General features: G+C 53.5%; 19 protein-coding genes. 9 read left to right on the top strand and 10 right to left on the bottom strand.

The window, feature by feature from the left end:
* Positions 1-64: 64 nt before the first annotated feature.
* The 6 genes from ACMGDE_RS12815 to ACMGDE_RS12790 all read right to left on the bottom strand — a co-directional run bounded on the left by ACMGDE_RS12815 (position 65) and on the right by ACMGDE_RS12790 (position 4,349).
* On the bottom strand, positions 65-532 hold the full coding sequence (locus tag ACMGDE_RS12815) for a YdeI/OmpD-associated family protein (protein ID WP_436833200.1): 468 nt from the start codon (positions 530-532) through the stop codon (positions 65-67).
* Between the two features lie 84 nt (positions 533-616).
* The gene (locus ACMGDE_RS12810; RefSeq protein ID WP_436833199.1) at positions 617-1,114 is read right to left on the bottom strand and encodes a DinB family protein; all 498 of its coding nucleotides are present in this window, start codon (positions 1,112-1,114) and stop codon (positions 617-619) included.
* Between the two features lie 16 nt (positions 1,115-1,130).
* Positions 1,131-1,799: a DUF4386 domain-containing protein gene (locus ACMGDE_RS12805; protein ID WP_436833198.1), complete on the bottom strand. Its 669-nt coding sequence runs from the start codon at positions 1,797-1,799 to the stop codon at positions 1,131-1,133.
* A 94-nt stretch (positions 1,800-1,893) separates the two neighbouring features.
* Complete coding sequence (locus ACMGDE_RS12800; RefSeq protein ID WP_436833197.1) at positions 1,894-2,454, bottom strand: DUF1579 family protein; 561 nt, start codon at positions 2,452-2,454, stop codon at positions 1,894-1,896.
* Positions 2,455-2,608: 154 nt separating this feature from the next.
* A complete protein-coding gene (locus ACMGDE_RS12795) occupies positions 2,609-3,664 on the bottom strand; it encodes a phosphotriesterase family protein (protein ID WP_436833196.1) in 1,056 nt (351 codons plus the stop codon).
* Positions 3,665-3,887: 223 nt separating this feature from the next.
* Positions 3,888-4,349: a cold-shock protein gene (locus ACMGDE_RS12790; protein ID WP_436833195.1), complete on the bottom strand. Its 462-nt coding sequence runs from the start codon at positions 4,347-4,349 to the stop codon at positions 3,888-3,890.
* Between the two features lie 244 nt (positions 4,350-4,593).
* On the opposite strand from ACMGDE_RS12790, the gene ACMGDE_RS12785 reads away from it, so the two are divergent.
* The 3 genes from ACMGDE_RS12785 (at position 4,594) to ACMGDE_RS12775 (ending at position 6,772) form a co-directional block, all read left to right on the top strand.
* On the top strand, positions 4,594-5,661 hold the full coding sequence (locus ACMGDE_RS12785; protein WP_436833194.1) for a fatty acid desaturase family protein: 1,068 nt from the start codon (positions 4,594-4,596) through the stop codon (positions 5,659-5,661).
* Between the two features lie 103 nt (positions 5,662-5,764).
* Entirely contained in the window at positions 5,765-5,956 is a 192-nt protein-coding gene (locus ACMGDE_RS12780) for a cold-shock protein (RefSeq protein WP_436833193.1), read from the top strand.
* Positions 5,957-6,049: 93 nt separating this feature from the next.
* On the top strand, positions 6,050-6,772 hold the full coding sequence (locus ACMGDE_RS12775; protein ID WP_436833192.1) for an SDR family NAD(P)-dependent oxidoreductase: 723 nt from the start codon (positions 6,050-6,052) through the stop codon (positions 6,770-6,772).
* A 4-nt stretch (positions 6,773-6,776) separates the two neighbouring features.
* Here ACMGDE_RS12775 and ACMGDE_RS12770 read toward each other — a convergent pair whose 3' ends face one another.
* Both ACMGDE_RS12770 and ACMGDE_RS12765 read right to left on the bottom strand, forming a co-directional pair.
* The gene (locus tag ACMGDE_RS12770; RefSeq protein ID WP_436833191.1) at positions 6,777-8,606 is read right to left on the bottom strand and encodes a CocE/NonD family hydrolase; all 1,830 of its coding nucleotides are present in this window, start codon (positions 8,604-8,606) and stop codon (positions 6,777-6,779) included.
* Between the two features lie 26 nt (positions 8,607-8,632).
* Entirely contained in the window at positions 8,633-11,194 is a 2,562-nt protein-coding gene (locus ACMGDE_RS12765; protein WP_436833190.1) for an OstA-like protein, read from the bottom strand.
* 98 nt (positions 11,195-11,292) lie between these two features.
* Here ACMGDE_RS12765 and tilS point away from each other — a divergent pair, with 98 nt between their 5' ends.
* Genes tilS through ACMGDE_RS12740 form a run of 5 tightly spaced genes read left to right on the top strand, consistent with a single transcriptional unit; the run spans position 11,293 to position 14,903 of the window.
* A complete protein-coding gene (gene tilS, locus ACMGDE_RS12760; RefSeq protein ID WP_436833189.1) occupies positions 11,293-12,621 on the top strand; it encodes a tRNA lysidine(34) synthetase TilS in 1,329 nt (442 codons plus the stop codon).
* Positions 12,622-12,628: 7 nt separating this feature from the next.
* On the top strand, positions 12,629-13,135 hold the full coding sequence (locus ACMGDE_RS12755; protein WP_436833188.1) for a hypothetical protein: 507 nt from the start codon (positions 12,629-12,631) through the stop codon (positions 13,133-13,135).
* A gap of 38 nt (positions 13,136-13,173) precedes the next feature.
* Positions 13,174-13,470: a DUF4834 family protein gene (locus tag ACMGDE_RS12750; RefSeq protein WP_436833187.1), complete on the top strand. Its 297-nt coding sequence runs from the start codon at positions 13,174-13,176 to the stop codon at positions 13,468-13,470.
* 27 nt (positions 13,471-13,497) lie between these two features.
* The gene (gene recF, locus ACMGDE_RS12745; RefSeq protein WP_436833186.1) at positions 13,498-14,613 is read left to right on the top strand and encodes a DNA replication/repair protein RecF; all 1,116 of its coding nucleotides are present in this window, start codon (positions 13,498-13,500) and stop codon (positions 14,611-14,613) included.
* Positions 14,610-14,903: a DciA family protein gene (locus tag ACMGDE_RS12740; protein WP_436833185.1), complete on the top strand. Its 294-nt coding sequence runs from the start codon at positions 14,610-14,612 to the stop codon at positions 14,901-14,903. Before recF ends, ACMGDE_RS12740 begins: the two co-directional genes overlap by 4 nt.
* A gap of 4 nt (positions 14,904-14,907) precedes the next feature.
* Here ACMGDE_RS12740 and ACMGDE_RS12735 read toward each other — a convergent pair whose 3' ends face one another.
* Positions 14,908-15,609: a response regulator transcription factor gene (locus ACMGDE_RS12735; RefSeq protein WP_436833184.1), complete on the bottom strand. Its 702-nt coding sequence runs from the start codon at positions 15,607-15,609 to the stop codon at positions 14,908-14,910.
* Positions 15,610-15,652: 43 nt separating this feature from the next.
* Complete coding sequence (locus ACMGDE_RS12730) at positions 15,653-17,044, bottom strand: sensor histidine kinase (protein ID WP_436833183.1); 1,392 nt, start codon at positions 17,042-17,044, stop codon at positions 15,653-15,655.
* A 355-nt stretch (positions 17,045-17,399) separates the two neighbouring features.
* Here ACMGDE_RS12730 and ACMGDE_RS12725 point away from each other — a divergent pair, with 355 nt between their 5' ends.
* Positions 17,400-18,122 carry a basic secretory protein-like protein gene (locus ACMGDE_RS12725; RefSeq protein ID WP_436833182.1) on the top strand — a complete coding sequence of 241 codons (723 nt, stop codon included), beginning with the start codon at positions 17,400-17,402 and terminating at the stop codon, positions 18,120-18,122.
* The last annotated feature ends 22 nt before the right edge of the window (positions 18,123-18,144 follow it).

Raw genomic sequence — 18,144 nt, 5'->3', positions numbered from 1 at the left:
CAAAAGTAGCCGATCGCCCCCTTGGGAAGCAATAGAACAAAGGTTACATTCTGCAGCCTCCAGATTACTTCTTACCCATCAGAAGGTCTGCGATGGTCTTCTCCACGCGCCTGGCCCGGGTCTCAGGAGCCTTTGCTTGGGTGATGGGCAGCACATAGCGCAGTTTGACGCTGTAGGATAAGTTCGCGAAGAAACGCTGGGCTTCGGGCGCTTGCTGCAAGGCCAGCTGCAAGTCTTCAGGCACTTCTACCTCCCTGGGCAGGGTATCGAGTGTCAGCGTGACGTCCACCTGCTCCCCACCCTTGAGACCTGTCTGCATCCGGCGCTCGGCGCTCAGGGGAATCATATACCGCCCACTCATCACGGCAACGGTGCTGCGATAGGTGAATCCGTTGAGCGCGACCACCACTGGCGGACGCTTGCCGCTGCCGAGTTGTTCGATGACTGCTTCGGGCACGATGATGCCTGTGTTGTTGCCCTCCAGCAGGATGACGGTATTGAACGTGATTGCTGCTTCCATGACTGTAATCATTGATGATACCCCAAAGGTATGGCAAAAGACGCGACATCGGGAGGGGCCAATGCGACAAATCACAAGGGCGATTGCCACCCCGCACTAGGAGAAACTCGGATGATCCGCCGTAGGGCCATAGCTATTCGGCAGGGGGATATCATTGAGCCGGTAGTAGACCCCCAATTGTGCGCGGTGGTGGGTGATCTGTGAGAGGGAATGCCGGATAGCACCGTAGCGGGTCCATTGCGCGAGTACGCGGTCGCCGAATTTCAACTGCCACATGGGCTCAAGATCGGCTTCGGTGGCATTGTCCAGCGCGGCCAAGCTGTTTTCCAAGCCTTCAGTAGCGGTATCCAGCAGGGCTTTTGTAGTAGTGCTTGCCTCGACCTCCCCACCGGCGGACAGGTCCAGACTATCGGTGACCAGCATCACGCTCGGCCAGGAAAAAATGATCGCGATATGCGTGGCTAAGTGACTCATGGTCATGTTCTTGGGATGGGGTTTATATTCGCTGAGGTCCTCGCGGTAGCGCTCAAAAAATCTCTTGGTGGTCTCAAATTCCAGCTGCAGCTCTTCTTTGAGAATGGGAATGATCTCCATGGCACACTGTTGTTGCTTATGCGATATTAACGACTTCGGGGCTATTTTGTTTGGGACGGACTCCCCAGACCAATAACCAAATGACCATGGCCAGCTCGGCAATGGACGAACTTATCCCAACGATCATATTGGTCACCGCTTGGATGGAAGGAAATAGGACAAACGCTGTTGCATCCGCTAGGTAGCTGATGCCGCCCACGATCAGGAAAATTCCGAATAGCTTGGGGATAAAGCCCGATTTGATGACCAGCTGCCCAAACGGGATGAGCCAAAGCCCCCAGAAAATGCCGATGACCGCATTGCCGTATTGATACCTATTCATAAACGACAGGATCATGGTGTCACGTTGCTCGGGTGCAAATGCGGCCATGGAGGGCTCATGGAGGACAAACAGTGCAAATAATTGGTTGAAGATGATGAAGTACGCGATGGGTACGGCGGCGGTGACCAACGTCAGCAGGGTGAGGGCTAACGATTTGCTCACCTGGACGAACAGCCGGTAGAGGGCCAGCCCTAAGAACAGGAAGACCGTCTGGGCAAGCAGGCTGCTGAATATCCCCAACCGGAACAGGAATTCTCGATCCGCGATGTTGCTGGCCGTTGCGGCGGCATCCCCCTGGACGACCAATTGGGAAGGGATGATCATGATGCCGAAGGCCCCGGCGATGGCCATGATCAGATACATTAGCCCGGCGATACGGGCGGTTTTTTTGAGCGATGAGTCTTAGTGTGTCATATTCTAGGTGTTTTTGGTATTCATGAGCTTGCCTAAAGGCAAGTTAGTCGTTCATCCGTGTCAATTTGTACTGGATGGATTTTTTCTCGGCACCATTTCCCTCCCGGTCAACGTTTTGGATCAGGATGGTGTCGTTGTCAACGAACGTCACCTGCTGCCGGACGTGGATGGGATTTTTGCTGACCGGGTTGGTGAGTTGGCCGATAAGGGTCGCTGTCCGACTTTCCGGATTCCAGGGTCCAGCCAACGATAAGATGCCCGTGCCCATATTGGTTAGTGTTGTCATCACAAATTGTTCATCGGTGTTGTTGAACCCAAGGGTCATGACCGAATGGTAATCCATCCCCATCATGTTGCCCGATTGCTTCATTTCAAGGAACCGACCTCCCAAAATGGTATCATGCACCGAAATGACCTTGACGACCATGGGCTCTTGCCCTTCGTCCATCCACATGGTGATTTCCATGTCGAAATCGCCTTTATAGATAGAAAGCAACTGATGTGTGTCAGAAGGCATCATGTAGCGGGTCCAGGCATCCATTTCTTGGGCGTGCAGGGTGATGGAAGCTAGTAACAAGATCAGGCTGATGATTGGTTTTTTCATATTTACTTGTTTATAAGTGGTTTCGTCGTATTGTATTTCTTTTTGAGGTGGTTGGTTGTTATATCCGCCTCAAAGTTAGCCCGAATAATGCAACATCATAGGGGGTAGGTGTGACAATTTTCGGGGCAATCGGGCCGCCAGCACATTGCTGAACTTACTTACCCGATCGGTTTGTCACGGTCTTTTTCACCCGTATGGCCAGTGCGGCGGCCGGATTGGTGTGGAACAGCAGGTGAAGCTCCTTTTCGGTGAATCCTGCTTTTTCCAATGCGGGGAGGAGGTCTTCAAATACCGAAACATACGGACGGAAAATGCCGCCCCTTGGCTTCCCGACTTCATACCACCCGGCATCGTGCGAGAGCAGAACCCGGTGCAGCAGCTGCTCCTTTTTCATGTCTTGCAGGAATGCCACATACCGATCGACCAGTTGCGGATACAATCCATCAAACGCAACCCAGCCGCCGGCGCGAGCGGCTTGGATATGCAAACTCCTGTCGGGTTCATTCTGTGCGTGGGTCCACACCCAGGCTTCGGCCGCCACGCCGGTGTCTTGGAAGATGCTGAGCTCTTGTAGCGCCGCCCGCCCATCTCCGGTGTGCACAAAGATGGTGAGCCCGGTTTCCAAGTGGGTGAGTGCCGCTGCACGGATCAATTTCTGTTGCATAGCTGACAGCGGGTAGCGGTCTACCCCGGTTTTGATAAATCCCGGCCTGATCGGCGTGCTGTCTATGCCATCCTTCCATTCGGCGATCCACCGCGTGGCCAGCTGTTCCGCGGATTCGGTATAGGCATGTGGAGGGAGGTATTTTTCGCCCGCGGCACCGTAGTAACCGGTATTGGTGATGATATGCAGGTCGCTGGCGGCCGATAGCCGCTGCAATAACGCCGCATCGCGGCCGAGCCATGCGGGCGTACAGTCAACCAAGGTCTGTACACCGCGGGCGTGCACCTGTTTTAGGTAAGGCAGTACGGCGTCAAATACCTCGCTTGGCGTGTACCGTGAGGGACTTACCTGATCGGCACCTATAAAGTCGACCAAGATGTGCTCGTGGGCTAATACGAAGCCTGCATCGCCGGGAGGCAGGGGACCGTTGACGGTCATCAATTGGTCGCTGGCGAGCATTCGCCCGAACTGTTGCCATGCGCCTATCAGCGGTAAACCGGCCATCAGCCCCCGGCGGATGAAATCCCTTCGCTTCAGTTGCTTCATTTCACCTTTTGTTCAATTATTAAATCCCATGCCAACGGTGTTTGAATACTCACCTGACCGGGCTTACACAAAAATACAAAAGTGTATGGGATGAAGCACCATCTCTAACGGCAATCTGCTATGAAAGGTAGAGGTGTACGGCTGCTCTTAGGGCTGGAGTATGCCCGTATAACTTCGGTTACACCGAATGCTGATGTCGGTGCCCCTCCGGGCGAAGCTGATGTTAGCTCAGCTTCTTTACCGAATTGGCCTGAAAGCCGCGTGGACTTTTGACCATGACAAATTCCACACGGTCGCCTTCGCCGATGGGTTCGGTGAGGTCATTGATGTGGACAAATATGCGTTCGCCGCTGGTGGAGTCGTTGATGAAACCGTATCCTTTGGGCTCGTTGAAATAGGCCACACGGCCGGTACGCATCCCGTTGGCATCTTCGGTGTCTTCCAATCGGGGGGTACTGATGGCGATTTCCTCAGCCGATACGACCCGTAGTTTCTTGGGATCCGGCGGTGTATTGGTGATGTTGCCATTCTCATCGACATAGGCCAACATATCATCCAAACTCTTGCCTTTGGCGGATCCTGCGGTTTGACGCTTCTCTTCCCGGCGTTGTTCTTTTTCTTTCTTCTTCTGTAATCGTTTCTTGGTGTTTTCTTTTTTACTGAATGTCTCTTGTGATCTTCCCATTGATGATTGTTAAATTAAAAAATGCATTGTACGCAGCAACGAATGACGTATTCGAGATTTGCAGACGGAGCAGGAGCAAAAACGAACGGCAAATAATTGTTGCTTTGTGCAAAGATACAAAATCGGAATGGATAAATAAAGCGGTATTAGCGGCGAGTCAGGATGTTAAAAAAACGTTAAATACATTTATTCAACCGGTTCCTTGGATTAATTGTCGTATCTTCCCGAACTATTTTATATTTTCATGACAAAGATCAGTTTTAACAACACGAATAAACAATTTTCAAGCACCCTGCGAAAACGGGTAAATGACTATTTCAAAACCCATAATATCGCTAATACGGGCAACCGGCGGCTTTATCTCAAAAGCGCGATTTTAGTGGCTACCGCAATAGCGGGTTACCTGGTATTGGTATTCTTCACACCCCCCATCTGGTTGGCTATCCTGCTATGTGTCGTCTTTGGCTGTAATCTTGCGGCCATCGGGTTCAACATCATGCATGAGGGAGGGCATCAGAGTTTTTCGAAAAAGGGCTGGCTCAATGAGATTTCGGCTTACAGCCTGAACATGCTGGGAGGGACCATTTATTTCTGGAAGCAGAAGCACAACATCAGCCACCATACGTTTACCAATGTGGATGGCCTCGACCACGATATTGACGTGAAGTTCATGCGTATACACGCCGACCAACCGCGGAAATGGTTTCACCGGTTCCAGTTTGCCTATTGGTTTGTGTTGTATGGGATATCGTATATCGCTTGGGTAGCTTATCAAGATTTTGAGAAGTACTTCAGCGGCAAAATGGGGGTAAAAGCCGACCAAAAGACGATGCCGCTGCGTGAGCACGTCATCTTTTGGGCCACCAAGCTGACTTATTTTAGCGTATACCTGGTCATCCCCATCGTGTTGGTGGGCTGGTTACCGGCGTTGCTGGGCTGGCTGATTGCCGGTGTTGCCTGCGGCTTTTGCTTGGCCGTGGTATTCCAATTGGCGCATGTGGTGGAAGCTACGCAGTTTCCGGTGCCCGATGAGGGCACGCAGAAGATCGAACAGGAGTGGATGGTACACCAGTTGAGCACCACCGCCAATTTTGCTACGGGCAGCAAGGTGGTATCGTGGCTGCTCGGCGGACTCAACTTTCAGGTGGAACACCACTTGTTCCCCCGGATCAGCCATGTGCATTATCCTGCCATCAATAAACTTGTCAAAGCGACTTGCCAGGAGTTTGATGTGGTGTACCTGGAGCATCAGACCATGGGCAAAGCCTTGGCTTCGCACTTGCGTCACATCTATCAATTGGGACGGCAATAGCCGACGCCAAACCGCATGCTAAAAATAAAAAAAGTTGGAAATCAAATAATTGTTTCTATCTTTATAGCAATTAATTGAGTTTTTTATTTTATTTTTAATTACCATGCAAGAAGGCGTAGTAAAATTTTTCAACGAAACCAAAGGTTTCGGATTCATCACCCCCAATGACGGCGGACGTGAAATTTTTGTCCATACTTCGGGGTTGAAAGACCGTATCCGTGAGAATGACGAGGTTTCGTTTGAAGTACAACAAGGCCAAAAAGGCTTGAACGCAGTAAATGTTAAGTTGATTTAATTCATTTTTCAGATATTGTACTGGCCACCCACCCCACGGTAGGTGGCTTTTTTGTGCGCTTTACGGAAGCATATAGCATGTTACAAATACGCCATGGACAATAAAAAAATCATCATTATCGGCGCAACATCGGGCATCGGCCGCGCGTTGGCAGCCGTATACCTGCGGAAGGGCTGGATCGTGGGCGCTACCGGTCGCCGACAGGCGCTGCTGGAGGCACTGGCCTCGACACATCCCGGAAGGGTATTCTTCGAGGCATTCGACGTGACCGATACCGCGGTGGGCATCGATCCCATTCAGGCATTGGTAACGGCCATGGGTGGTGTAGATATCATCGTCATTAGCGCGGGTGGGGGAGAGGTAAACGAGGCGCTGGATTTTGAGGTGGAACGCAGGATGATCGACCTGAACGTCCGCGCGTTTACCCAAGTGGCTGATTGGGCATTCAATTTCTTTAAACACCAGGGGTATGGTCACTTGGCAGCGATCAGCTCCATCGCGGGTATCCGTGGCAGCAGGCAAGCACCGGCATACAGCGCCACCAAAGCTTATCAGATCACCTACTTGCAGGGCCTGCGCCAGAAAGCCCGTAAAGAGCAGGCGGATATCGCGGTCACGGATATCTGCCCCGGCTTCGTAGATACCCCCGCGGCGAAGTCGCCGGTGCGGTTTTGGGTAGCACCCGTACCTAAGGCTGCCGAGCAGATCTATCAGGGAATCAGCCATCGCCGTCGCGTGGTATACATCACCAGACGATGGCGCCTCATCGCCTTTATCTACCGCTGGCTGCCCGGATGGCTGCACGAGCGGATGTAAATAGCTATTTCAATACCTGTACCGCGATGTGGGTCGGATGCGCGGCATCGTGATATACCTTATGCTCGGCCTTCGTATAGTCCGAGGGTTTGGCCTTATACGGGTTTTCGACGAAAGTCTGCGGATTGCGGTCGAACAGCGGAAACCACGTGCTCTGCACCTGCACTTGGATGCGGTGACCCTTCTTGAACGTGTGGTTGATCGCTTGCAACTTCACCGGCACTTCGGTGACCGTATTGGGTGTGAAGGCCTCGGGGGATTCGAAGCTATTGCGGAAGCGGCCCGGCATGATGTCGCCGCGTACCAGCATGTGGTAATTACTGAGCGTGTCATAACCGGGGAAGACGTCTACCAGCTTCACCACCCAGTCGGCATCGGTGCTGCTGGTGGATACCCATAGGTTGGCCAGCAGGTTGCCGCTTAGCGTGATGTCTTCGGTGAGCGTATCCGTCTCGAAGACGAGCACATCGGGTCGGCGCGCATTGTCGCGCTGGTCACTGGTCATGTAGCTGCGCGGCGTAAAGACTACCTGCTCCGCTTGGGCATAAGGCACGGGCTTCAGCGGGTCGCTGATGAAGCTGGAGGCTGAGGTGCTAGCCGTAGGCTTGCTGAAGGAAAGCTTCCCGTCGGGCTGCAGGTACAGCGCGGCATCGGTGGCGTCAGCCGGTGGCCATTGCTCGAAATCCTGCCACTGCTTCGTACCTGTGTCAAACATATGCGCCTCGGGGAGCCCCGTCTTCCCGTCGCCGCTCCCTTTGAGGAAGTGATCGAAAAATGTAAATTCAATATCCCGCTGGAAGTTTGCAGAAAGGCTGTCGCCGAAGAAGATATCGCCGATCTGCTGCTTGCCGCGCACCCGGGCCCAGTCGCCATGGCTCCAGGGGCCCATCACAATGGTGTTATAGTTTTTGCTGCTCTCTTCGATGCTACCGTAGATGTGCAGCGGACCATAGAGGTCTTCGGCATCGAACCAGCCACCGACTACCATGATGGCAGGTTTGACGTCCTTGAGGTGCTGGACAAGCCCCCGGGATTTCCAAAAGGCATCGTAATTCGGATGATCCAGCAACTCGCGCCAGAAGAAGTTGTCCGCGCCCTGATAGGAGGTGCCGTTCTCGATGGCGCCGAGGCGCAGGAAGAAGTCATAGGAATCCTGTGTCTGCGGGCGTGCCATCGGATACCAGGCCTTCTGTTGGGGGCCCTCCTTTTGGAAACCGAAGACGGGCACGGCAAAGAAGTAGCTGGCCAGCATGCTGCCATTATGGTGGAAATCATCGAAAAAGAAGTCGCCAATGGGCGCCTGTGGAGAGGCGGCTTTCAGGGCGGGATGGTTGGCTAATGCACCCACAGCGGTGTAGAAACCAGGATAGGAGATGCCATAGATACCCACGCGGCCGTTATTGCCCTTGAGGTTTTTCACCAGCCAGTCAATGGTGTCGTAAGTATCGGTGCTCTCATCGATGGCCTGCTTATTGCGCTTTTCTGCACCGGTGAGCTGCGGGCGCATATTGGTAAATTCGCCTTCGCTCATGTAGCGGCCGCGCACGTCCTGATAGACAAAGATATAGCCATCGCGCATAAGCAGCTCATTCGGACCGATAGCGGTGCGAAGCGTATCGCCGTAAGGTCCCGCGGAGTAGCAGGTGCGCTGCATGAGGATGGGATAGGACTGGCCTTTGTCTTTGGGCGAATAGATAACGGTGTAGAGCCGCACCCCATCGCGCATGGTGATGTAGGTCTCGGTCTTGTCAAAATGGGTGTTGACGTAGTCGTCTTGCGCGAAACTGAAGCTGAGGTATATCGCGAAGATGAGCAAAGCACATATATGTTTCATATTGTTTGGTTTTTGAGGTTACGATACTAAAGTTGCATTTTTTTGTCAATTGGCCAATCGCCACGGCCGCTTGCGCGTTGGCTAAGCGGGATCAGCAAAACCGTTTCTTTACGGCGCTTGGGTTCACTCCGCTGCTCAGCCGTTGCCTCTACAGGCGCACGGATACGTGGCCGACTGGATGCCGGAGCAGGCGGTGCAGCCGGGCGGTTCACAGGTGGCTGTTCCTGGCGCAGGGTATCAAGGGCTGTGCTGTCTACGGTCGTGCTGTCTGACGCGGGAGGTATCGTTGTGCGGGTCGTATCCGTGGTTGTCGGGCGCCCGTTTGGTGGTTGCCCAGGGGTAGCAGTGGTGTCGGTGGGTACTGCCAATTCCGATCCGGCAGGCGGACGGCGGCGCGCTAGTAGGTCTTCCTTGGACGTCGGCCGATCGCCCGGCTTCCAGACGAAGCCCTCCAATATCTCGGCATCCTGGGGGACGAGGTGCAAGGGATAGACCTTGCCGTCCACTCGACTGATGGGGACGAATGTGCTGATGCGGTTGCTGTCTACCAATATTTTGATACGGCTGCTGCGACTGTGATACATATCTTTGTATACCTTGCGCTCCTCATCTACGTTGTAGTAGATGCTTTCGGCGTTGCCATCGATAAACATCCGCTCCAGCGCATTGTCCATGAAAAAACCCGTGATTTTCCGGCCCTTGATCTGGTTGTATTTGGTTGAATCCAGTTGGGTATTTACCATGAACGCATTGCTCAACAGCAGCATGTTGTCCAGCTGCTCATTGCGGATCTGCATGTAGATGGTGTCCGCCGTCATCTGCGAGCCCTGCGCCCAGATCATCGGCCGGCCGAAGAAACGCATCATGGAGTCGGGATAGCCGTAATAAACCGAGTCAGCCACCGCCTGTAGATCTGATTTGAATAGCCGCATGTTATAGTAGGCTTTGACGATACGCGTCTTGGCGGTATCATTGGCCAGCGAGTCTTTCGGTATGCTGTCCGTGGGCGGGCGCGAGAGGGCCGTCGCCGCCTGGAGCAATAAACTATCGGCTTCGCCACCGGTGGGGATCACCGCCTGTTCGCGCAGTACGCTGTCGGCGGCAAGTTGGTGAGCCAACACCTGTGGGTCCGGTCCGGCAATCGCGGCGGCGGCCACACGTTTGAGTGGGGCTTTAGTCGCGGCAGCTTGGACGGCCGTATCGGCAGTAGCGGTCTGGCGCGCGCTGTCGGGCCGTGCCTTCGCCGTATCCGGAGGTGCCTGCAAGGTGTCTGGCGGTTGCCGCTGTAGGCTATCCCGGTGGATGGTATCGGGCGGTGCGTTGCGCGCGCTATCCAATGGCACCATAAGCGTATCCTGCGCCCCTAGGCTATCACTGGGCTGTGCCTGTAGACTATCTGACTCACCGAAATCTCCGGTAAAGTCCTCGCCGAAATCTTCATCTTCATAATCATCAAGCGCTCCGCCCTCGCGGTCGAGCTCAAACACCATGGGTATGTAGTCTTTTAACGGGATCAGCTGGGAGAACAGCGTATCGGCGGTCATGTAAATGGTGTCTGCGGCCGGTCGTTCTACGGCCGGCTGGGCCAGGCTGTCCGCAGCAAGCTCAGCACCGCTAACGCTATCCGCCGCGAGGCTATCGACGACCATGCGATCGATAGCGGCACGATCATCACCTGCTGTGCTATCTGTGCTTGTGCTGTCATTGCGCGTGACGGTCATGACCAGCGGGTTGACCGTCATGGTAATGGATTCGTCGACCCGGTGATACAGGCCGATGCCGCCATAGGCAAAAAACTGGTCGGCCGTGTCGATGAATACCACGTGGTCCACGGCGCGCCCGTTGCCGGTCAGGCCGTCGTAATAGAGGCTGTCGCCACGGAGGAGGCGGCTACCCGAAGTATACAGGTTGTTTCGGTCAAACCAAGCTTGCTCGGTATTGGTATTGTATTCGCCGCGCTCGGTATAGAGGTTTTCGCCCTCGTTGCCCTTGATGTTGGTAGGCCCCATGAAATAGGTGATCTTGCTATCCGAATTGTAGCGCATGGTATCGGTGTAGATCTTGACATCCGGCGTGCGCACGATCACATCATGACGGAAATAGGCGTCTTTGGTATTTTCGAAATAGGTGGCATTTCGGCTGGTGATCGTGTCGGTGGTGTTGACGATGCGCCCCCCGCCGGTGTATTGTCCTAGGCCCCGTTGCATGTTGTAGGTGAGGTGGTTGGTCGTCAGCACGGCGTTGCCATCGACCATGCGCACATTATTGATGAGCGTAGCCAGTTGGGTTTCGGCTACGTAATGCAGCTTATCCGCAAAGACGAGCGTACCATTAGGCTGGGTGATGATGACCTTGCCAAAGGCGTCAAAATATTGACGGTCTTCTTCGTCTGTATAGATGTAGCCGCTATCGGCAGAGAGGGTAGAGCCGTTGTGCTCGTATACGGGACGGTAATTCATCATGTTGCCCGTGGTGGCATTGAGGCGGCTGTGCGAAGACGATATGAGCTTGAGCTCATCCTGCTGCTGCGCATGCAAGAGGGTGCAAACCAGGGTGGTGAACCAAAAGAGCAACAAGGCTTTCTTCACGATCGCAAACTTAGCTAAAATGCACCATATTCGCCAATATCGGCGTATTTTATCGGTCGCTCATCCGTGCATATGCAAATATCCCGTACCTTTGGGGTATGGGCGTACAGGAGCGATTTATCCAATACCTACAGGAACAAGCATTGTGCCAGCCGGGTGAGCGTATCCTGCTCGCCGTGAGCGGGGGCAAGGATTCGGTACTGATGACGCACCTGTTTGCGGGGGCGGGCTACGCCATCGGCATTGCGCACTGCAACTTCGGCCTGCGGGGCGAGGCCTCTGATGGGGACGAGGCGCTGGTGACCCGGCTGGCTGGCGCAATGGATGTGCCTTGTTATGTTACTGCATTTGACACAGAGGAGTATGCCCGTGAGCATGGTATCTCTATCCAGATGGCTGCGCGCGAACTCCGGTATGCGTGGCTGGAAACCATCCGCGCCACGCAGGGCTATGATCACATCGCGGTAGGGCAGCACCGGAACGACCATGTGGAGACACTGCTGCTCAACTTGGTGCGGGGTACGGGCCTCGGAGGACTGCGGGGCATACAGCCCAAACGTGACCACATCATCCGGCCGCTGCTTTTCCTGGATGCGGAAGAGGTGCAGGCGTATGTGCAGGAACAAGGCCTTGCATACCGCGACGACGCGTCTAACTTTTCGACCAAATATGCGCGAAACAAGATCCGCCTGGAGGTGATCCCCAAGCTGAAGGAGCTCAACCCGGGACTGGAACGTACTATTGCGGAGAGCATGGCCCGCTTTGCGGATGCCTACACGGTGCTGCAGGCCTATATCGATGAATTGCGTGGTCGTTTGCTTGTGCAACGCGTGCCGGGGGAATGGCACCTGCCCATCGCTGAGCTGATGGTGCTGCATCCCCGACAGTTTATGTTCTACGAACTGCTCCGGCCGTTTGGGTTTACCGAGGCGGTGGTGGGCGACCTCGCACGGACGCTGCCGGGTACACCGGGCAAGTATTTTACCTCGCCTTCGCATGTGCTGCACATCGACCGAAAGGAGCTGGTGTTGACATCCCTCGAAACTGAAGACCACAGCGAGGCCATCATCGAGAACGCTGGGGATAGCGTTCGGTGGGGAACATACCGCTTTGAGTCGGGCTGGTCTACCGATACCATCATCAGCAAGGTGCCTCATGCCGTGCAGCTCGATGCGGATAAGGTGACGTTTCCCATTCGTATCCGCGCATGGCAGGAAGGTGATGCCTTCCGCCCTTTGGGGATGAAGGGCACCAAGAAATTGAGTGATTTTTTTGTGTCACTTAAAATCCCAATCTATTGGAAGCACGCGGTACCCGTGGTGGTCGACGGCCACGGCGACATCCTATGGGTGGCGCCCTTCCGGATGGATGATCGCTATAAAATTACGGACGAAACAAAAAAAGTAGTTACTTTAGCGTGTTTTTAAGACACTGATGGCAGAGCAACCGATATACGTAGAAAATCAATACATGGGTCGCGACCGCGGCTGGGTGAGTGTGCGGCTGTTGCTGGCACTCTTCTGCTTTGTGGCGTATTACATCAATATTGAGCGCGAAAACGAAAGCCAGCTGTTTCTGATTGTGGGAATCGCCATCATCTTCGTCTCTATCGTGATGATGTACATGCTGCACTACCGCATCAGGGTGGAGCAGGGCAGTGTGCAGCTGAGCGGCCTTTGGACCACCCGCCTCGTGAAAATCGACCTGAACAGCATCGTGAAGGTGGAACGCAAGCGGTACAGTAAGTTTTTCATCAACAATCCGGTATATAACCTCCACCAGCGGGGCAGAATCAAGTTTTATGCCGGAGGTAAGGATGCCGTGTGGCTCACAGACCGCGACGGACTGATCTACGTGATCGGCACCCAACGGCAGGTGGAACTCCATCAGGCGATCCTGAAAGCCGGGGCCAAGCCTAAGACGAACAACCCCGATTCGTAATTTGTGGATTATTCTTTTTTTTCCTATGTTTGTCAGATATGGGATTATTGAAGTTTTTAGTCGTTGCAATCGCCATCCTATGGATCGTGCGTGTAGTGGCCCGGCTCCTTTTCCCTTGGGCAATGCGCAAGATGGCGGAGAAGGTGATGGGCAATGCCCAGCAGCAACAGCAATATCGGAACGGCCCCTACAACAATGGGCGTAACTACCAACCGCGCACACCCGACGGCAAAGTGCGTATCGACTACGTACCCCCCCAGGACAAACCCAAGCGGGGGGCGCAACGTGCAGGTGAGTTTGTCGAGTTTGAAGAAGTCAAGTCATCCACCAAATAGCCAGCAAAAACCCTTACCTTTGTAGGTATGTGGCTGAAACAACTGTCTGTACTCCATTTCAAGAATTATACCGAGGCCACGCTCCATTTCGTTCGCGAGGTGAATGCGTTTACGGGCAGTAATGGTGCAGGTAAGACCAACCTATTAGACGCCATCCACTACCTCTCGCTATGCAAGAGTTATTTCAATCCGGTGGATTCCCAGCAAATCAAGCAGGGCGAAGACTGGTTCATGGTGCAGGGGGAATTTGACATGGATGGGCAGCCGGACGTGGTGGCCTGTAGCCTCAAACGCAATCAAAAAAAGCAATTCAAGAAGAACAAGAAGGAATATACCCGCTTGGCCGACCACATCGGCCTTTTTCCCTTGGTGATGATTTCGCCTAACGATTCGGCCATCGTGACCGAGGGCAGTGAAGAGCGGCGCCGTTTCATCGATAATGTGATCTCGCAGACCGACCTCCGCTACCTGGACACGCTGATCGCTTATAACCGCTGCCTTGCGCAGCGCAACAGCCTGCTGAAGCAGGCTGCCAGGGGTGGTGGACTGGACCGGGGACTGCTCGAGGTGCTGGATATGCAGCTGGTGGAGCTGGGTTTGCCGATCTTCGAGAAACGGCAGGCCTTCATGGCTGCGTTTATCCCGGAGTTTGACAGGCATTACCAGTTTCTCACGGAGACGGCGGAAAGCGTCTCATTGGTATACGAATCGCAACTGACGGAAGGGACGTTTGCCGACCTGCTGGGGCAAAGCCTGGAGCGCGACCGCGTGCTGGAGCGCACCACCGTGGGCATCCACAAGGACGACCTGCTGTTTGCTATCCACGGCGACATGCCGCTCAAGAAATTTGGCTCACAGGGGCAGCAGAAATCGTTTCTCATCGCGCTGAAGCTCGCGCAATACAGCTTCCTGCACGGGCAGAAGGGGTTCAAGCCGCTGCTCTTGCTGGACGATATCTTCGATAAGCTCGATGACAGGCGGACCCGCAAGCTGATGCAGATGGTGTCTGCGGATGATTTCGGACAAATATTCCTGACGGATACCGACGCGGTGCGGATAAACCGTATTTTTGAAGAAATAAACCGGAAGGTGTGCGTGTTCGAAATCAGCCAAGGTACAGTGAACCAACTGGAAACGGCATGAGCAGAAGAGGCAACGATATGACCATCAAGGAGGCCATCGATAAAATGCTCGATGTCTACCGGTTGCGCCGCAAATATGATGAGACGGCCTTACTGGCGGCATGGCCCGACCTGATGGGTAACGCGATTGCCAACCGTACCCGGCAGCTGTATATCCGCGATAAGAAGCTGTTCGTCAAGGTGGAGTCGTCGGTCATCAAAAATGAGCTCTTGCTGATGCGCTCGCAGATCATCGGCCGCATGAACGAGCATGTGGGACATGTGGTGATCGAAGATCTGGTGGTGCTGTGAGCACTTACTGAACCGATAGGATAAACCCGACCCCATAGATGTTTTCGATCTTGGCGCCCACATTCGAATGCCGTAGCAGCTTGCGCAGCCGGGAGATGAACACATCGAGGCTGCGTCCCATGAAATAATCGTTTTCGCCCCAAAACCGGATCAGCAGATCTTCCCGTTTGACGATGGCATTGCGATGGGCATAAAGGTATTCCAGTAACTCCGCCTCGCGTAGCGTAAGCGTGGTCTTGGTATGGCCGCCGATGCAGATGCTGAGTGATTCTTTATGGAGACTGAGATCGCCGATCTGAACGATGGGGTCAGCCTCAAGCTGGGCAGCGGCCGGCAAGGTCCGCCGGGTGATGTTGCGGATCCGCAGGATCAGCTCATCGATGTCAAATGGCTTGGTGATGTAATCCATCGCACCGATGTCAAGCCCCAAGAGGCGATCCTTTTTCTCTTTGCGCGCCGTGAGAAACAGGAAATAGACGTTCTTGTCGTGCACCACCATTTTGCGGGCCAAGTCAAAACCGTCGATATCGGGCAACAGAATGTCGATGATGGTGAGGCTGTACGCAAGGGGCGCCTGTTGATAGGTTTGGTAGGCTTCCTTGCCCGTCGTGCACCAGGTGACCTCGAAATCCATGGCTTCCAGGTACTGCTTGGTCACATTGCCCAGATCAATCTCGTCCTCTACGTATAATAACTTCGGTCTCATGTCACATCCGCGCGTCTAATATACGCATTTCGCGTTGCTTTGACTAGCTTTTTTGAGGAATACGGATCGTAAACCTGCTGCCGACGTGCTCCTCACTGCTCACGGAAATGGTCCATCCGTGTATCTTGATGCACTGATAGGTATAATACAACCCCAGGCCCAATCCGGAAACATGTTGACCGCCTGATCGCTGGCCGCGGTAAAACTTTTCGAAAATATGTGCGGTTTCTGCTTCGGGAATGCCCTTCCCATTGTCAGTGATTGACAGGTCGATGGTCGGGCCGCTGGTGTCGACAGCAACCGCAATCCGTTTTTGGGCATTGGTATTGTGTTTGATCGCGTTGTCAAACAAGTTGACGATCATCGTGGTGAAGAAAAATTTGTTGACCTCGATGGTGGTGGGGCTTTTATCGGCATGCAGCTCGATAACCACGTCCTGTCCGGATAGGTTGAGGTTATAATCGGTAATGATGTCATGGACGAGCGCGTAGAGGTCGTTAGGCTCCTTTTGAAGCGACGAATCTTCCATCGTGGTGATATCGATGACCTGGTCGAACAATTTCTGAAGGCGTAGTGCCTGGCGCTCAATGATCTGGGAGAGTGGCCCGATGTTGGCCGGATTGGCTAATATCGCGTCATGCTGCATGTTCTTATTAGCTACGATGATGGTAGATAGTGGGGTATTGAACTCATGGGTGATGCTGTTGACAAAATCGGACTTCATCTCGGCGAGCTTCTTCTGACGGAGCCAGTTGCGGAAGGTGATGTAGTAGATGGACACGACGCAGCCAATGGCAAAGAGCGCCAGCAAGAAGGTAGGCATCATGAGTTTGAAGATGTTCCACGTACGGTTATGGTCGGCATGCAGTGAAAAGGTAATCCAGTAATTGTAGTCGAGCGGGGCGCTGACTGTGAGGTTAGTGATGCGGTTTTGGGGCCTCGGCTTCTTGAGTGCCCCGCCGATGTATGCCCCCCAAGGATCCGCCTGATAGATCTTGACCACCTTGAGGTTACTGAAAACCAATTGTATGGTGTTGATCGTGAGCAGGTATTGCAGGTCTCGATGGAGACCGTGCTCGGCCTTGAGTTGCGCAAAAAGACTATCCATGGGGTTGGCCAAGCGGAGGTCGTGGAACATACTGTCGAGCAGTTGATCTTTTTGTCGCTTAAATGCTGCTGTGTCCCGCTGGTGGAGGGTTTCGAGGCGGCGGATGTTGCTCATCAAGTAATGGTCGATGATGGCGATCCCGCCGGGGAATACCTTGTCATTGCGTATACGCTGGGTATACCACTCGTTGATGAGCGCTTTTTCGGCCGTTTGGTACTGTTCGTCCCGGAGCTTGAAGGTATTATAGGTGAGGAAAAATAGCACGGTGAGGAGTAAGACGAAGCCTACCAATGAAATGATCTTATGGGTGCGCAGGGAAAATTTCATCTTCTATATCTCCGTAATTGCTAAACGGGAGACCAATATAGGAAGTAAAAAAGGAAAAAGAAGGAGGCAGTCCGCACGGGGCAATCACTGTTAACATTTTATTTGATTTTTATTAACACTTCAATACTAACAATGTTGTTACCTTAGCGTTTGTTATTCCTTACTGATGTAGCCTATTAAAACAAATCCGATATATAATCAATACGGATGAGGCAATCTGGGTGATTCACCTGGATTGCCTCTTTTTTGGGTGAGTGGGTGCACGTATGGTTGGTCGTTAACAGTCCGTTGGATTTTGATTAACAACAACAAAACGGGCATGCTAATACTTTTACCAGACACTAATAAGCGAAATATGAGATACAAGACAATCTTCCTGATGGGCATCTTACTAAGTGCAGCGGTTGCGGGACTGTCGGCGGCACCGAACCCAGCGCGTACCGCAGCGAAGGAGACTCCGAATGTCAAGTTGTTGGAGAAAAAAGGATATACGCTGACGCTCGTAACGCAGGATATTACATTTGACGGGGCGCTGCAACAGCGTTTGGCCGATGTTTTTTTCGAAGTTTATCCTAAATTAGCCAAGAATTTCAACAAGAAAGCCGTGAAGGAGGTGACCATCACCATTGATACCGCCTATGACGGCGTGGCCTATGCCCATGATGGCAAGGTGACCATCGCCCAGGCCTGGCTGGTGAAAAATCCGGGCGACGTGGATGTGGTGACCCACGAAGTGATGCACCTGGTACAGGCCTATCCGCCGCGCAGTGGTCCGGGCTGGCTGGTAGAGGGCATAGCTGACTACGTGCGTCACCGGTATGGGGTGGCTAATCCGGATGCCAACTGGGCGCTGCCCGAGCTGAAACCGGAGCACCATTATACCAACAGCTACCGCATCACCGCCCGATTTTTGGATTGGGTGGAGCGGACGAAAAAGAAAGGCACGGTGAAAAAACTGGACTACGCGCTACGCAACCAGCATTACGCAGAAGACCTGTGGAAGACGCTCACGGGCAACTCGCTGGACGAACTGTGGAGCGCCTATGCCGCGGCGCAAACCGAAATAATGACGAATTGAACGAAATACCGACATAGCAAAA

Origin of the sequence: Parapedobacter brassicae (assembly GCF_051400755.1) — a bacterium.
Lineage (GTDB): Bacteria > Bacteroidota > Bacteroidia > Sphingobacteriales > Sphingobacteriaceae > Parapedobacter.
The sequence above is the reverse complement of the archived record's forward strand: the minus strand, read 5'-3'. Positions and strand labels throughout refer to the sequence as shown.

Bases quoted from the DNA above. Each gene is read 5' to 3' on its own strand.
- ACMGDE_RS12815 (WP_436833200.1), bottom strand. From the start codon at position 532: ATGATTACAGTCATGGAAGCAGCAATCACGTTCAATACCGTCATCCTG.
- ACMGDE_RS12810 (WP_436833199.1), bottom strand. From the start codon at position 1,114: ATGGAGATCATTCCCATTCTCAAAGAAGAGCTGCAGCTGGAATTTGAG.
- ACMGDE_RS12805 (WP_436833198.1), bottom strand. From the start codon at position 1,799: ATGTATCTGATCATGGCCATCGCCGGGGCCTTCGGCATCATGATCATC.
- ACMGDE_RS12800 (WP_436833197.1), bottom strand. From the start codon at position 2,454: ATGAAAAAACCAATCATCAGCCTGATCTTGTTACTAGCTTCCATCACC.
- ACMGDE_RS12795 (WP_436833196.1), bottom strand. From the start codon at position 3,664: ATGAAGCAACTGAAGCGAAGGGATTTCATCCGCCGGGGGCTGATGGCC.
- ACMGDE_RS12790 (WP_436833195.1), bottom strand. From the start codon at position 4,349: ATGGGAAGATCACAAGAGACATTCAGTAAAAAAGAAAACACCAAGAAA.
- ACMGDE_RS12785 (WP_436833194.1), top strand. From the start codon at position 4,594: ATGACAAAGATCAGTTTTAACAACACGAATAAACAATTTTCAAGCACC.
- ACMGDE_RS12780 (WP_436833193.1), top strand. From the start codon at position 5,765: ATGCAAGAAGGCGTAGTAAAATTTTTCAACGAAACCAAAGGTTTCGGA.
- ACMGDE_RS12775 (WP_436833192.1), top strand. From the start codon at position 6,050: ATGGACAATAAAAAAATCATCATTATCGGCGCAACATCGGGCATCGGC.
- ACMGDE_RS12770 (WP_436833191.1), bottom strand. From the start codon at position 8,606: ATGAAACATATATGTGCTTTGCTCATCTTCGCGATATACCTCAGCTTC.
- tilS (WP_436833189.1), top strand. From the start codon at position 11,293: ATGGGCGTACAGGAGCGATTTATCCAATACCTACAGGAACAAGCATTG.
- ACMGDE_RS12755 (WP_436833188.1), top strand. From the start codon at position 12,629: ATGGCAGAGCAACCGATATACGTAGAAAATCAATACATGGGTCGCGAC.
- ACMGDE_RS12750 (WP_436833187.1), top strand. From the start codon at position 13,174: ATGGGATTATTGAAGTTTTTAGTCGTTGCAATCGCCATCCTATGGATC.
- recF (WP_436833186.1), top strand. From the start codon at position 13,498: ATGTGGCTGAAACAACTGTCTGTACTCCATTTCAAGAATTATACCGAG.
- ACMGDE_RS12740 (WP_436833185.1), top strand. From the start codon at position 14,610: ATGAGCAGAAGAGGCAACGATATGACCATCAAGGAGGCCATCGATAAA.
- ACMGDE_RS12735 (WP_436833184.1), bottom strand. From the start codon at position 15,609: ATGAGACCGAAGTTATTATACGTAGAGGACGAGATTGATCTGGGCAAT.
- ACMGDE_RS12730 (WP_436833183.1), bottom strand. From the start codon at position 17,044: ATGAAATTTTCCCTGCGCACCCATAAGATCATTTCATTGGTAGGCTTC.
- ACMGDE_RS12725 (WP_436833182.1), top strand. From the start codon at position 17,400: ATGAGATACAAGACAATCTTCCTGATGGGCATCTTACTAAGTGCAGCG.